Raw genomic sequence first — 13,551 nt, forward strand, 5'->3', positions numbered from 1 at the left:
TACTCATGAGTCATGACGAAGCAAACCGCGACAGGGACAGCGGAATGCAGATTTTTTTCAACGACGCTGCACCAGCACCAGCCAGGGCGTGTATCGGCTGACCGTGATGGGGAGGCTAGCCGCCAGCGATGCCAGGGCCTGATCGGGCGCTTCCAGCGGGAATACGCCCGACACGCGCAGGCCATCCAGTGAACCCGCGTCGTACTGCAGGCGCCCCTTGCGGTAGCGGCTCAGCTCCGCCAGCACATCGGCCAGTGGCTGGTTATCCACCACCAGGCTGTGCCGTGTCCAGGCTAGCGCCTGTTCTGCGTCTACTGGTTCAACCTCGCCGACTTGGCCCGCGCCCATGCGCACGCGCTGCCCCGCCGCCAGATCGGCGCACACCGGCGCGGGAGCCTGAGCGCAGGCCCGCACGCGGGATTCCTGCACGACCACATCCGTATGGCCGTCGCCGCGCCGCACCGCATAACGCGTGCCCAGCGCCTGCGCCGTGCCGTCCGGCGTCTGCACCACGAAGGGCCGTCCCGCGTCCTCGTGCGCCACGTCGACGAGGATCTCTCCTTGCCGCAAGGTGATCAGCCGTTGCCGGGCATCGAAGCGCACGTCGATCGCCGAATCGCTGTTCAAGGTAATGCGGCTGTGGTCGTCCAGTTCGATGACGCGCCACTCGCCGACTCCGCTGCGGTGATCGGCCAGCAGCCAGGCCGGCGGCGCCATGCGCCACAGGCCGGCCCCACACACCAGCAATGCCAGCGCGGCCGCTCCCAGTGCGCGGCGGCCGGTACGCGGCTTGCGGTCGGCCTGCTCCAGGATGCGGCGGGCTGCCGCAGGCGAATCGAAGGCCGCGGCCCGGTCGAAACTTCCCCAAAGATCCTCAAGCCGGCGATAGACCCGTTCGTGCTCGGGATCCGCGGCCCGCCACCGCAGACAGGCTTCGCGGTCGGCGTCGCTCGCGCACTCATCGCGCAAGGTGGCCATCCATTGGGCCGCGTCCGTCACGACGCAAGGAATAGCGTCTGCCTTCACGCCGCCTCCATCACCAAGTAGCAATGGGCAAGCGCGCGCGCGACATACTGCTTCACCATGCTGGAAGAGACGCCCAGTTCGACCGCGATCTCGCCGTAGTTCCATCCCTCCAGCCGATGCAGCAGAAAGGCGCTACGCGGCTTGGCGGGCAAGGCATCGAGCATGCGCGCCAGTTCCGCCAGGATCTCGACGGTTTCCAACAACTGTTCGGGAGCGGGCGATGTCTCGCCGCCATGCAGGATGGCCCAACTTTCCAGGCAAACCGCCTCAAGCTTGCGCCGCCGTGCGTCGTCGATCACCAGCCGGGTGGCGGTCGTCGTGAGGTAGGCGCGCGGCGTCCTGATCGCCGCCAGATCGTCGCGGCCGATCAACCGCACAAAGGTGTCCTGCGCGAAATCAGCCGCGTCGCAGGACGAGCCCAGCTTGCGGCGCAGCCACCCGACCAGCCAGCCATGATGATCGCTGTACCAGGTCAACAAGGCCGCGTGGCGGGCGGTATCGGGAGCGGACATGGTGCGCGCGAGGAAATACTGGAATAAGAATGATTAGCAATCATATCAAAGTCCATGCCCCGCCATCGCGCTTTTTCCACCGCTGCGCGGATGCGTTTTCCCTACACCCGGCGATTCACGCAGCCTGCCCTGACATCAGCTTGACGCGGCAAAAACAAAAGGCCGTTGACGATGACGTCAACGGCCTTTGAAATTCTGGTGGGCTGTGAGTGGCTCGAACACTCGACCTACGGATTAAGAGTCCGCTGCTCTACCAACTGAGCTAACAGCCCTGCAACTTCACTCAGTCTCGTCCGCTTTGCTGCGCGTTGTTTAGTCCGCTGCCGCTGCGTTTCGTTATGTGTGTAGTGCGAAGAAGCAAGATTATATGCAGCTTTTTTGGTTTGTGCAAGTCAGGTGGAAAAAACTTTTTCCAGACCGGCCTCAAGCCGCAAATCCGCCGTCCACCGCCAGGCTCGCACCCGTGACGTAGCGCCCTTCCGGCCCGGCCAGGAACGCCACCATGCCGGCGATGTCACGCGCTTCGCCGTAGTGCGGCAAGGACAGCACCGCCACCAGATCCGCCGCATGCGCGCCGTCGGCGGGATTCATGTCGGTGTCGATCGGGCCGGGGTGCACTACGTTGGCGGTGATGCCACGTGCGCCCAGGTCGCGCGCCAGGCCCTGGGTCAGGCCGACCAGCGCGGACTTGCTGGCGGCATACAGCGCGACACCGGCGCGGCCCGCGCGGCCTGCCAGGCAGCTGCCGATGTTGATGATGCGTCCGCCGTCCGGCATGGACGCCTGTGCCGCCTGGATGGCGACGAAGGGCGCGCGCACGTTGACGTCCATGGTGCGCTCGTAGTCGTCGAGGCTGGTCTCGCCGATCGCGCCGGTCAAGAAGATGCCGGCGTTGTTGACCAGCACGTCGATAGGGCCCAGCTCGGCGATGGCCCGGTCGACCGCGCCGCGGACTGCGGACGCGTCTGCCGCATCTGCCTGGATGGCGAGCCCGCGGCGCCCGTCCACCGACAGTTCACGCGCCAGCGCCTGCGCACCGGCGGCCGAGGAGGCGCTCACGTAAGTGAACGCCACGTCGGCGCCATCGGCTGCAAGGCGGCGCACGATGGCGGCCCCGATACCCCGGCTGCCGCCGGTGACGAAGGCAATTTTTCCAGTCAGATTCGGCATTGCGATACCCATATTTGTAGTGATCAGTACAAATATATTCGCCGAGCCCTCCATCGCCCGTCAACTATTTTTTTATCAATCACCACAAAAATCCCTGCCGGGTAAAATCACGCCTATGGCAGAACGTGGGCGCCCCAGGAACTTCGACCGTGCCCAGGCCTTGCGCAAGGCCATGGACGTCTTCTGGTCGAAGGGATATGACGGAGCATCGCTGACCGACCTCACGGCGGCGATGGGCATCAATTCGCCCAGCCTCTATGGCGCATTCGGCTCAAAGGAAGGACTATTCCGCGAAGCGGTGGAGCTCTACCGCGAGACCGAGGGTGGCTCGGCCCGGCGTGCGCTGCAAGAAGCGCCCACGGCGCGCGAAGCCATCCAGTCCATGCTGCTGGCGTCCGCCGAACGCTTCACCGCTCCCGGCACGCCCTCGGGCTGCATGATCGTGCTGAGCGCGCCGGCAGGCTGCGTAAATCCGGCCGGCGTGGGCGACTTCCTGGGCGACAACCGCCGCGACATGCAAAGCCGCATCCTGGCCCGCCTCAATGCCGGCGCCTCGCATGGCGAACTGCCGGCCGGCGCCGACCTCAAGAGCCTGGCCGCCTTCTACACCACCGTGCTGCACGGCATGTCGATCCAGGCGCGCGACGGCGCCAGCCGCAAGACCTTGCAAGCCGTGGCCAGACAGGCAATGAGAGCCTGGGACGCGCTGACCGAAAGCATACCCAACGGATAACGTCATGTTCCGGATCAATCTGCGGCATCTCATCCTGTGGATCAGCTTGCTGTCGGTTGTGCTCGCGCTGATGGGCAGCCTGCATGCCAGCTACCTGGTGCAGCGCGACCTTCTGCTGCGCACCGCGCTGGAACTCAATCAGGCCTACGCGTCCAAGCTGGCTTCCGTGACCGACGTGTTCCTGACCGACCTCAGAAACTATCTGTCGTATAGCGCGGAAATGCTGGCCGACATGGAAGTGCACCCCGAACACATGGTGGCCGAGACGCAGCGGCAGGAACGGCAACTCGGCCAATTCAACTCCACGTTTGTCGTGTCGCCGCAAGGCAAGGTACTGGCGGCATCGACATCGGACCGCGCGTTGCTGGGCCAGCAGCTGAACAGCGAGGCCGTCAGGCGCGCGCAGGCAACCTTGCTCCCCACGGTCAGCCCTCCGTTCATGGACCTCAAGAACCGCTGGCTGATCCTGTACACCCACCCTATTTTCTCGGCCGACCACCGCTATCTGGGGTTTCTCGGCGGCACTCTCTATCTGCATGAGCACAACATGCTGGATCACCTGCTGAGCCAGCACTTCTACCGCGGCGACTCCTCTCTTTACGTCATCGATCGCAACGGCACCCTGATCTATCACCCCGACCGCGGCCGGTTGGGACAAAGCGTCTCCAAATCCGACGCGTTCGCCCCCGCCTTGCGGGGCGAAACCGGTGAAATGCGCTTCACCGACGACGACGGCCACGCCTTGCTGACGGGCTATGCGCCAGTGCCCGGCATGGGCTGGAGCATCATCGCGCAACGCCACGTCGACGCCACGTTGCAGCCCCTGGGCGATCTGCTTCTGACCACGGCTCTCCATACCCTGCCCCTGCTGCTGCTTTCCGTGGCTTCCATCTGGCTGCTGTCGCGCTGGATCGCCCGGCCGCTAGGCGAACTGGCCGGCATCGCCAAGCACATGCAGAACGCGGATTCGGCGGATCGCATCCGCGACGTGCGCTCCTGGTACTTTGAAGCCGCGCAACTCAAGCGCGCGCTGCTGGCGGGCCTGTCCTCGATCCATCACAAGATCCGCGACCTGCGCCGTGAAACCACCACGGATACCTTGACGGGCCTCTTGAACCGGCGAGGAATGGACGAGGCGCTGGCGCTGCTGCAAGCCGAGAAGCAACCGGTGGCCGCCGTGGTCATCGACATTGACCACTTCAAGCACATCAATGACCGCTACGGCCACGCGGTGGGAGACCGCGCACTGCAGTCCCTGGCCAAGCTGATGGGCGAAGGTTCGCGCAGCGGCGACACCGTGGCGCGCGCCGGCGGCGAAGAATTCGTCATGCTGCTGCCCGGCGCACCCCTGGAAGCCGCCATCGCGCTGGTCGAGCGGCTGCGCCAGCGCATTGCCACGGAGCCGGGCGCCGTCGCCACGCCCCTCACCATTTCGGCAGGCGTGGCGGCCTACCCCGCACATGGCGCGACGCTCGACGCCGTACTACAGCGCGCCGACCAGGCGCTCTACTACGCCAAGAACCATGGCCGCAACGCCGTCTGCGTCGCGGACGACGATGCCCAGGCCGGAGCGCGCCGGGCCTCCCCGGCCTGAGTCCTATTTGCCTTTGGGCTGAGCGGGCGGCGGGGCCTTGGGCGGCACGCGCATCTCCTTCAGCAAGGGACCGCAGGCATTGTCGTCGGTGGTGCTGGGCGCAACCAGCGCCAACAGCCCGGCGGCCGGCGTCAGCAGTACGCCCAGGGCCACCATGCCCGCGCCACGCGCCGCCAGCGGCAACACATGCACGCCCACGTCCGGCGATCCGAACGTACCCCGCACATACAAGGGAGAGCGCAGCGAGAAGATGCGGAAGCCCTTGCTGTCCGGGGTGATGTCCAGGTCCATCTTCTCGTTCTTGAAGTCAGCCGTGCCGGTAATGCTGATCAGCGCGTTCTCGGTGTCGAACACGAACACGCGCGGCGTCATGACGCCGTTCTTCATTTCCAGATCGGCCGCGCCGCAATTGATCTTCACCTCGTCGTCGCCGAACAGCTTGGAGACGACGTAGTTGCCCACGTTGAGCCCCGCGATCTCCATCAGGCTGCGGCTGATGACGCCATCGTTGACCAGCATTTTCACATCGCCCGTCGCCGTGCCCAGCAAGGCGGCCACCGAATTTCCCGCGCCGCTCACCGCCATGTCGCCATTCAGCTCGCCCAGCGTTTTCTGCATGGCAGCTGTGGCGGGAAACAGCTGCTTGAGCCGCAGGCGGCGCGCGCTGATGTCCACGCGCCCGGTCAGGGTCGAGCCGGAGCCGTCCAGCCGTATGGTGGAATTGATGTTGCCGCCGGCCATGCCGAAGCGCAGGGGGTCGAGCGTCAGCTTGCCGTCCTGCAGCACCAGGTGCACGGACAGGTCCGACAGCGGCAGCTTGCTGTCGTGCACGATGCGGCCGGCGTCCAGCGCAACGTCCGCATCCATGTCACGCCAGCGGTCGGTGCGGAATGCCTGCGTGGGCAGCACCTTGCCGCCCTTGGGCTTGGCCGGCGCGTCCTTGGCCTTGTCCGTTGCGGCGCCCGCCACCTTGCCCGACGGCACGCCGATCAGCGGCCCCAGGTCCTCCATGCGCAATTGTTTGGAGGAAAGCTTGCCGGTCAGCTTGGGCCGGGGCATACCCAATGCGAAGCTGATGTCGCCATGCAGATCGCTGTTGCCTACCTTGCCGTTGAAATCCTTGTAGTCGAACACCGCCCCGCCGGGATTGCGCAGCTTGGCCACCAGATGGCCGTCAGTGGAATACGGCGGCGTGTCCGGCAGGGTGACACCCGTCAGCGGATACAGCTGCGCCATGGACGCGCCCGACAGCTTCAAACGCAGATCCAGCGAGCCAAGATTGACCGGATCGGTCAAGGTCCCCGCGACTGACGCCCGGGTACCGCCGATGGTCACGCCCGCCTGCACAGGAAAAGGCTGGCTGGCGTCCTGCAGGGCAAGCATGCCGCCAACCTTGCCTTCGCCCTTGGTGGCCAGGCCCTTGAACTTGCCGTCCAGCTTCCAGCCGAATACGTAGTCGCGCGGCGACGTCGCGGCGCCACCCTCCGGTGCCGCGAAGGCCGTCCCGGCTACGTCCGCGAACGGCACTGGCTTGCCCAGCGGATCCACCATCACGGTCAGGTCCGCCTTGAGGACTTCGTCCACCAGCGCCGCGCGGCCCTTGTCAAAGCCGATCTCGTTGATGTCCAGCACCCAGGGCGAAGGCTCGCCGGTTTCTGGCAACGTAAATTCCCAGTTGGCGCGGCCGTCGGCCAGGCGCTGCAAATCGGCGGCGGGTTCGGTCAGCTGGATGCGGCGGATGACCACGCGCTGGCGCAACAGCGGCAGGAGCGCCAGGCTGAACTCGCCGCGCTTGAGGGTTGCGAACTGGGGGGCCTTGGCCCAGGGCACATTGGCCACCGAGATATCGTTGGCAATCACATGCGGCCATGGCACCCAGGCCCGCCAGCTGCCTTCATCGGGCTCGCGAGTCCATTTGACGCTGAGATCGCCGTTGATGGCGAAGGGGCGTCCGATCGCGGCGCTGGCCCGTTCGTTGATGAAGGGCTTGGCGCGGTTCCAGTCGAAGGTGGCGATCACCGCCACCAAAATCGCCACGAGGAGCGCCGCTCCCCCTACAATCCCGATCGCTATTTTTCCTGAGCGCGTCATGGTTATTATCCTTGGCATTGCGGCCGGCGCACCGCTACCGGCCCTCGTTACCTTTAAGGGTATCGCGGCCCGCAGGGCCAGCCAGGCTTTCCGGCCCCATAATGTGTGCGGATTTTTCCTCGCCCGGCTCTCCAGGCGGCGGCGCCCGGCGCGTGCCAGCCGGGGTTTGCGCAGCATGGCGCGTGCCCAGCCCTGGGACGGCCGGTTACAAACCGAAATGGCTTCCTACGGCGAAATGTGACCCAGACGTCGGCGCCTACCGAATTTTCGACGCCGGTCACGCTCAAATGCCTGAACGACAGACCCCGGCCCCTCTGACCGGGCAGCAGAACAACCTGGAGGCCCGATGCGGCATTCGACCTTGATTTTCGTGGTAGCGGCATTTGCGCTGCTGACGCTCAGCCGCCTGGCGCTGGCCGCCTGGCAGTCCAAGCGCGTGCGCAATGCCGGGGGGCTCCTCCCCCTGCTGCTCGGCGGGCTGCGCATCGACGCGCACCAGATCGCCGTGCTGGCGGCGCTGCCGGCCGTGCTGTCGCCCTTGTTCGGACACATCCCGCTGGCCGCCACGCTGGCCGGCTACTGGTATTTGGTCGCCTTCATCCTGCTGGCCTTCCTGGAAGTGGCCACCCCGCCCTTCATCCTGGAATACGACTCCCGCCCCAACCGCCTGTTCGTCGAATACCTGAAGCATCCGCGCGAAGTCTCCGGCATGCTCTGGCGCGGCTACAAGGGCGCACTGGTGGGCGGTCTGGCCGTCGTGGCCCTCATTGGTTGGGGCGCCTACGGCCTGTTCGGCCACGCCCTGCCCGACGCGCAACTGAGCTGGTGGCAGATGCCGCTAGCCAGTCTGGCGATCCTGGTCATCGTCATCCTGGCCATCCGCGGCACGCTGGGCCACCGCCCGATCAACCCGTCCTCGGTCGCCTATAGCTCGGACGGCATGCTCAACACGCTGGCGTTGAACTCGCTCTATAACGTGTTCTATGCCGTCTACAGCATGAAAAACGAAAAGTCCGCCTCCGCCGTGTACGGCGGCATGGACGACGACAAGATGCACGCGAGGGTGCTGGCCCAGGCAGGCCTGCCCAACCCGCCCGCCAACCCCGACTACCCCAGCCTGCACCGCCAGGTGGCCACCCGCAAAACGGCGCGGCCGCTGAACCTGGTGATCATCCTGGAAGAAAGCCTGGGCGCGCAGTATTGCGCCGGCCTGGGCGGAGCCGACCTGACGCCGGAACTGGACGCCCTGGCGCGCGAAGCCTGGACCTTCACCCGCGCCTATGCCACCGGCACCCGCTCGGTGCGCGGGCTGGAAGCGGTGGTCACGGGCTTTCTGCCCACTCCGGCGCAGGCGGTGCTGAAGCTGCCGCGCTCGCAGCGCGGCTTCTTCTCGCTGGCCGACCTGCTCGGACGCCATGGCTACCATTCGCGCTTCATCTACGGCGGCGAATCGCACTTCGACAACATGAAGGGCTTCTTCCTGGGCAACGGTTTCAAGCAGATCGTGGACCGGCCCGATTTCGTGGACCCGGCCTTCGTCGGCACCTGGGGCGCGTCGGACGAAGACATGTTCAACCAGCTTGACCGGCTGCTGCGCGAAGACGGCGACCAGCCCACCTTCACGCTGGCCTTCAGCGTGTCCAACCATTCGCCCTGGGAGTACCCGGCAGGCCGCATCCAGACCGACGGCAACCCGGCCACCGTGGAAAACACCGTGCGCTACGCCGACTGGGCGCTGGGCCGCTTCTTTGAACGCGCCAAAGCCTCGCCGTACTGGGAAAACACCGTGTTCCTGATAGCGGCGGACCACGATTCCCGCGTCTTCGGCGCCAGCCTGGTGCCCGTGCGCCACTTCCATATTCCGGCCGTGATCCTGGGCGCCGGCATCGAGCCGCGCCGCGACGACCGCCTGATCAGCCAGATCGACCTGGCGCCGACCCTGCTGTCGCTGATAGGCGTGGACACCGAGCACCCGATGATCGGCCACGACCTTACCCGCAGCACGCCAGGCCGGGCGATCATGCAGTACGACAACACCTACGGCTATCTGAAGGAAGACGATCTGCTGGTGATGGCGCCCAACAAGACGCCGCTGCAATATCGCTACACGGCGCCCGAGGAATACGCACCCGTGCCGCTGGATCCCGAGTTGGCGGCCGAGGCGCTGGCGCATGCGCTGTGGCCCAGCTGGGCCTATCGCGAAGGCCGCTACAGCCTGCCGGAACAGGCTGGCGCAGCCTCCGCCTCCGGCGACAAGCCGGCCCTGTGAGTTCCCTGCCCCGCGGCCGCTACGCCGGCCGCTTGAACGCTTTGCGGGCTTTCTCGCTGGCGGCGTGGCAATGGCAATCGGGGCTGTGGTCATTCACCATGCCCACCGACTGCATGAAGGCGTAGACGGTGGTGGGCCCGACAAACTTCCAGCCCAGTTTCTTCAGCGCCTTGGACAAGGCCTCGGATTGCGCCGAGGTCGAAGCGCCGCGGGTCGACGGCGCCCCCTTCGGGGCTTCGAAACGCCACAGGTAGGCGCCCAGCGAGCCTTCGCGCTCGATCATTTCCAACGCGCGGGCGGCATTGTTGATCACGGCTTCGATCTTGCCGCGATGACGCACGATGCCGGCGTCGTCCAGCAGCCTCAACACCTCTTTTTCGCCGAAGCGCGCCACCTTGGCGGGCTCGAAGTTGGCGAAGCCGCGGCGGAAGGCGTCGCGCTTGGACAGGATGGTGCGCCAGCTCAACCCCGACTGGAATCCTTCCAGGCAAAGCTGCTCGAACAGCGCCCGGTCGTCGCCCTCGGGGTAGCCCCATTCAGTGTCGTGGTAGGCCATGTACTCGGCGGACGTGTCCACCCAGCCGCAACGGATCAGACCGTCGGGGGATTCGATGTTGGCGTTCAAGGCAGGCTCCTGGGCGCTATCGGGGCTACCGATGCTACCGCAGCAACGTCCCCGATAAAAGTCCGCCCATGCGCAAAAAAAGCATGGCGGCCGCCGATCATATCCCGCTACTATTTGCAGCCCTGATCCCGCGCCGGCCCTGTCCGCGCGCATCCCGGCGCTGCACGGGGGGTCTGCATCATGCAGCCCGTTTTGCGAGCCAGCCGGGGCCCGGACAGGTTTTCAGCCTTCCGCGCGCCATGTCCCTGCTAGAGTCCTCTCTTATTTCCTTCGTCTCTCCCGCCGTCCTGGCAGGCGACGACCCGGCCGCCAACCCCTGTCTGGACTGCGGGGCGTGCTGTGCGCATTTCAGGGTGTCGTTCTATTGCGGCGAACTGGCAGGCGAGAACGGCGGCCATGTGCCGGTGGAACTGGTCACCCAGATGAGCCCGCTGCGCGCGTGCATGAAGGGCACGGAAACCGGCGGCGGCCGCTGCATCTCGCTGCGCGGCGAACTCGGCCAGCCCGGCATCCATTGCGCCATCTACGAAAACCGCCCCACGCCGTGCCGGGAATTCGACATCTGGATGCCGGACGGCTCGCCCAATCCGGATTGCCAGCGCCTGCGCCTGGCGCTGGGATTGGCCCCGGTGCCGCCCCGGCCGGACGCCGAGAACGACCCGCAAGGCCCGCTGCACCCCAACCAGCCCGCCGCGGCCTGAGTCGGGTTTCAGCCGGCGCAGGAATGGCCGGCCTGCGCCAGCATCGCCTGCCTGGAGCAGACATCGGCCGCGGGGGCCCGAACCCGCTTGCGCATTCGGACGATGTCGGGGTCCTTGCCCAGGAAGCCCAGCACATTGCGCATCACGCGTTCGCGCTCCTGGTCCACGCAGATCATGTGATAGCTGTCCTCCAGCATCACCACCGTCGACTGGGATATGCGCCGCTCCAGGAAGCGGGCTGAGCGCGGACTGGTCAGCTCGTCCTCTTCCGCATGCATGATCAAAGTCGGGCAGCGCATGCGCTCCAGCCCGCGCCGCACCATGCCGCGCAACCGGTCCACCTGGCGCACGCAAGCCAGCGGCACCCACTGGTAATGGAAACCGTCGCCGCGCGCGAACCCCGCCTTGATGAAGGCGCGCACCAGTTCGCTCTTGACTCCATATGGATCTTCCTCGCGCACGCGAATCCGCCGCCGCAGGCCCGGCAGGCGATACACCAGGTAGCGCACGGCCCGGTACCAGGGCGTGCTCCATCCATCCAGGAACACCGGCGCGGACAGCGACACCAACGCGCCGCGCGTGTGCGATTCGCGCTTGCATAGCTCCACCGCCAGCAGCGCCCCCAGGCACATGCCGATGACATGCAGTACCTCGTATTGCGCACAAAGTTCGCGATAGCGCTGCGTGACCACCGCCATCCAGTCCTCGACCGTCACATCAAGCAGGTCTTCCGGACAACCGGCATGGCCGGGCAAGGTCACGCCGTGGGGTTCGACCCCGGCGCGCGCCAGCACCTTGTGCATGGCGCCCATGTCGAATTCGGTGCCGCCCAAGCCGTGGATAAGCAGCGCGCCGACGCGTTGCTGGCTCACGGCGCACTCCCGGCCGGCGGCAACGCCAATAAAAACAAGTCATTCATGAAACACCCCTGAAGCATGGCGGGCAGGACGAAAAGGCCTGTCCGACCCTGGCGTCATACTAGGCAGGGGGTGTCCGGGAAGATCGGCAAAACTGTCGGAGAACCGTGAAAATCCGTAAAGCCCACGGCCGGGGGGCTGAACTACTCGCGTTCGGCCAGGTAGCGCGTAGGCGTCACGCCGAAAGCGGCGCGGAAGCTGCCGATGAAGGCGCTGGTGCTCTCGTAACCCACCGAGAGGCCGGCCTCGGTGACCGAGCCGCCGCGGCAAAGCAGCTCCAGGGCGCGCAACAGGCGCGCCTGCTGGCGCCATTGCCCCAGCGTGACGCCCGTTTCCTGGCGGAAGCGGCGCATCAGCGTGCGCGAGGACATGCTCAGGCGCTGCGCCCACTCATCGATGCCGGCGGTGTCGTCTGGCCGGTCCAGCAGCGTATTGGCCAGATCCTGCAAACGCGGATCGACAGGCATGGGCAACAGCACGGGTTCATGCTCGCGCTGCTTGAGCTCTTCCAGCAGCACGTCGAACAACTGTTCCTGGTAGGCGGGAGACAAGGTCGTGTTCGGCTGGACCGACGTGAAGCGGTCCATCAGGGCTTCGATCAGCCTGGACGCGGGCCAGGAGCGGCAGCGGTCCGGCAGGCGCCCGCAGGCGTCGCGGCGCACGTACAGGAAGGACCCGCGTGCCTCGCCGAACCAGCGCGCGCCGTGCTGCACGCCGGGCGGAATCCAGCCCAAACTGCCCGGCATCACCGTCCAAACCTGGGCGCCCGCCTGCACCAGCACCAGCCCCTCGTGCACGAGCACCAGCATGCCCTCGTCATGGACATGAGAGGGTACGGCAATGCCTTTGGATTCACGCCGTCCCTGGACGCTGAACGGCGTCAGCAATACGTCCGGCAGGGGAGGCGCAACGGCCACGTGAAGCATGGTTGGCAGGTTTGAGCTACAGGTTGACGGTTTCCGGTGAGCGGATCCAGTTGGAAATGTACATCATTCTCACCTGGATATCAGCCACGCAAGGAAAACCTCCCATGGACCACTCAAGACTGCGCCATGCCGGCATCAAGGCCACCTTCCCGCGCATGAAGATCCTGGATCTCTTCTATCAGCACGCCGGCCTGCACATGAGCCCGGCCGACATCTACCGCAACCTGCTCTCGGACAGCAGCAACATCGGACTGGCCACCGTTTATCGCGTCATCACGCAACTTGAAGGCGCCGGCCTGCTCAAACGAACTCAGCTCGACGCCCACACCACCGTGTACGAGCTCAACGACAAAGGACACCACGACCATCTGGTCTGCACCGATTGCGGACGGATCCTTGAGTCCAGCGACCCGGCCATGGGCCAGCTGGTCAGGAAGATCGCCAAGCGCAGCGGCTTCCTGCTGGACTCCTACAGCCTGGTGCTTTACGGCCACTGCGGCTGCGGCAAGAACGCCGCCGCCCTTCCTCACGGAGAATTCGAATGAACCACGAACAGTTTTTCTTCCACGATCTGTCCCAGTTTCCCATCGTCACGTCCAGGCATGGCGGCGCGCCCGACGGCTATTCCGCCAGCTGGATACGCGAAATGGAAATGCTGGTAAACAACCCCCAGAGCTTCGTCATGGTCGTGCCCGACATGCGGCAGGAAGCCGGCCAGGCCGACCGCAAGGCCATGATCGAATGGCAGACCGCCAACATGCCGCGCCTGAAGGCCCGCTGCCGGGCATTCATCGCCGTGGAGGGCGATGCCGAAGCGTTGGACAAGATCCGCAAGCGCGGCGAAAAGATGACCCGCGCCTTCGGCGTGCCATTCCTGGCCGTGGCCACCGTCGGCCAGGCGGCGCAATGCGCCCGCGAACTGCTGGGCCAGTCGGGCCCGGGGGGCTTTATCGTCGACTAGAAGGGCCCGTCGATTTAAGAGTTGGC

Annotated in this window: 13 protein-coding genes and 1 tRNA gene; 6 read left to right on the forward strand and 8 right to left on the reverse strand. The window is 65.9% G+C overall.

Features of this window, described 5'->3' with window-relative positions; genetic code table 11:
- Positions 1 to 57: 57 nt before the first annotated feature.
- The 4 genes from IB257_RS18855 to IB257_RS18870 form a co-directional block, all read right to left on the reverse strand.
- Positions 58 to 1,026 carry a FecR family protein gene (locus IB257_RS18855; protein WP_192492671.1) on the reverse strand — a complete coding sequence of 323 codons (969 nt, stop codon included), beginning with the start codon at positions 1,024 to 1,026 and terminating at the stop codon, positions 58 to 60.
- A complete protein-coding gene (locus IB257_RS18860) occupies positions 1,023 to 1,538 on the reverse strand; it encodes a sigma-70 family RNA polymerase sigma factor (RefSeq protein ID WP_054457552.1) in 516 nt (171 codons plus the stop codon). The genes IB257_RS18855 and IB257_RS18860 overlap by 4 nt, the downstream gene beginning before the upstream one ends.
- Before the next feature lie 196 nt (positions 1,539 to 1,734).
- Positions 1,735 to 1,810: transfer RNA gene (locus tag IB257_RS18865), tRNA-Lys, on the reverse strand.
- 151 nt (positions 1,811 to 1,961) lie between these two features.
- On the reverse strand, positions 1,962 to 2,708 hold the full coding sequence (locus tag IB257_RS18870) for an SDR family oxidoreductase (protein WP_192492672.1): 747 nt from the start codon (positions 2,706 to 2,708) through the stop codon (positions 1,962 to 1,964).
- Between the two features lie 115 nt (positions 2,709 to 2,823).
- Here IB257_RS18870 and IB257_RS18875 point away from each other — a divergent pair, with 115 nt between their 5' ends.
- Together IB257_RS18875 and IB257_RS18880 are read left to right on the forward strand one after the other, a co-directional pair.
- On the forward strand, positions 2,824 to 3,441 hold the full coding sequence (locus tag IB257_RS18875) for a TetR/AcrR family transcriptional regulator (RefSeq protein WP_054457553.1): 618 nt from the start codon (positions 2,824 to 2,826) through the stop codon (positions 3,439 to 3,441).
- A gap of 4 nt (positions 3,442 to 3,445) precedes the next feature.
- Positions 3,446 to 5,035 carry a sensor domain-containing diguanylate cyclase gene (locus IB257_RS18880; RefSeq protein WP_175213798.1) on the forward strand — a complete coding sequence of 530 codons (1,590 nt, stop codon included), beginning with the start codon at positions 3,446 to 3,448 and terminating at the stop codon, positions 5,033 to 5,035.
- 3 nt (positions 5,036 to 5,038) lie between these two features.
- On the opposite strand, the gene IB257_RS18885 is transcribed toward IB257_RS18880, so the two are convergent.
- Positions 5,039 to 7,126 (reverse strand): AsmA family protein, encoded by a 2,088-nt coding sequence (locus IB257_RS18885; protein ID WP_192492673.1) that lies wholly within the window; start codon positions 7,124 to 7,126, stop codon positions 5,039 to 5,041.
- A 346-nt stretch (positions 7,127 to 7,472) separates the two neighbouring features.
- Between IB257_RS18885 and IB257_RS18890 the strand changes: the two genes are divergently transcribed.
- Positions 7,473 to 9,395 (forward strand): LTA synthase family protein, encoded by a 1,923-nt coding sequence (locus IB257_RS18890; protein ID WP_192492674.1) that lies wholly within the window; start codon positions 7,473 to 7,475, stop codon positions 9,393 to 9,395.
- Between the two features lie 19 nt (positions 9,396 to 9,414).
- Here the strand turns inward: IB257_RS18890 and IB257_RS18895 are convergent, their stop codons facing one another.
- Positions 9,415 to 10,020 carry a DNA-3-methyladenine glycosylase I gene (locus tag IB257_RS18895; RefSeq protein WP_119451423.1) on the reverse strand — a complete coding sequence of 202 codons (606 nt, stop codon included), beginning with the start codon at positions 10,018 to 10,020 and terminating at the stop codon, positions 9,415 to 9,417.
- 239 nt (positions 10,021 to 10,259) lie between these two features.
- Between IB257_RS18895 and IB257_RS18900 the strand changes: the two genes are divergently transcribed.
- Positions 10,260 to 10,721, forward strand: a complete 462-nt coding sequence (locus tag IB257_RS18900; RefSeq protein ID WP_059373686.1) for a YkgJ family cysteine cluster protein — start codon at positions 10,260 to 10,262, stop codon at positions 10,719 to 10,721.
- Positions 10,722 to 10,729: 8 nt separating this feature from the next.
- On the opposite strand, the gene IB257_RS18905 is transcribed toward IB257_RS18900, so the two are convergent.
- Together IB257_RS18905 and IB257_RS18910 are read right to left on the reverse strand one after the other, a co-directional pair.
- Entirely contained in the window at positions 10,730 to 11,593 is an 864-nt protein-coding gene (locus IB257_RS18905; protein ID WP_119451422.1) for a carboxylesterase, read from the reverse strand.
- A gap of 188 nt (positions 11,594 to 11,781) precedes the next feature.
- The gene (locus IB257_RS18910) at positions 11,782 to 12,564 is read right to left on the reverse strand and encodes an AraC family transcriptional regulator (protein ID WP_119451421.1); all 783 of its coding nucleotides are present in this window, start codon (positions 12,562 to 12,564) and stop codon (positions 11,782 to 11,784) included.
- 104 nt (positions 12,565 to 12,668) lie between these two features.
- Between IB257_RS18910 and IB257_RS18915 the strand changes: the two genes are divergently transcribed.
- Positions 12,669 to 13,109 (forward strand): Fur family transcriptional regulator, encoded by a 441-nt coding sequence (locus IB257_RS18915; protein WP_054457561.1) that lies wholly within the window; start codon positions 12,669 to 12,671, stop codon positions 13,107 to 13,109.
- The gene (locus IB257_RS18920) at positions 13,106 to 13,525 is read left to right on the forward strand and encodes a hypothetical protein (RefSeq protein WP_192492675.1); all 420 of its coding nucleotides are present in this window, start codon (positions 13,106 to 13,108) and stop codon (positions 13,523 to 13,525) included. The genes IB257_RS18915 and IB257_RS18920 overlap by 4 nt, the downstream gene beginning before the upstream one ends.
- Positions 13,526 to 13,551: the final 26 nt, after the last annotated feature.

Source organism: Achromobacter sp. ACM03, from assembly GCF_014851665.1.
Lineage (GTDB): Bacteria > Pseudomonadota > Gammaproteobacteria > Burkholderiales > Burkholderiaceae_B > Achromobacter > Achromobacter aegrifaciens.

What these genes read in the sequence shown, in the direction of transcription:
- IB257_RS18860 (WP_054457552.1), bottom strand. Translation starts at nt 1,538, where the DNA reads ATGTCCGCTCCCGATACCGCCCGCCACGCGGCCTTGTTGACCTGGTAC.
- IB257_RS18870 (WP_192492672.1), bottom strand. Translation starts at nt 2,708, where the DNA reads ATGCCGAATCTGACTGGAAAAATTGCCTTCGTCACCGGCGGCAGCCGG.
- IB257_RS18875 (WP_054457553.1), top strand. Translation starts at nt 2,824, where the DNA reads ATGGCAGAACGTGGGCGCCCCAGGAACTTCGACCGTGCCCAGGCCTTG.
- IB257_RS18880 (WP_175213798.1), top strand. Translation starts at nt 3,446, where the DNA reads ATGTTCCGGATCAATCTGCGGCATCTCATCCTGTGGATCAGCTTGCTG.
- IB257_RS18885 (WP_192492673.1), bottom strand. Translation starts at nt 7,126, where the DNA reads ATGACGCGCTCAGGAAAAATAGCGATCGGGATTGTAGGGGGAGCGGCG.
- IB257_RS18890 (WP_192492674.1), top strand. Translation starts at nt 7,473, where the DNA reads ATGCGGCATTCGACCTTGATTTTCGTGGTAGCGGCATTTGCGCTGCTG.
- IB257_RS18900 (WP_059373686.1), top strand. Translation starts at nt 10,260, where the DNA reads ATGTCCCTGCTAGAGTCCTCTCTTATTTCCTTCGTCTCTCCCGCCGTC.
- IB257_RS18910 (WP_119451421.1), bottom strand. Translation starts at nt 12,564, where the DNA reads ATGCTTCACGTGGCCGTTGCGCCTCCCCTGCCGGACGTATTGCTGACG.
- IB257_RS18915 (WP_054457561.1), top strand. Translation starts at nt 12,669, where the DNA reads ATGGACCACTCAAGACTGCGCCATGCCGGCATCAAGGCCACCTTCCCG.
- IB257_RS18920 (WP_192492675.1), top strand. Translation starts at nt 13,106, where the DNA reads ATGAACCACGAACAGTTTTTCTTCCACGATCTGTCCCAGTTTCCCATC.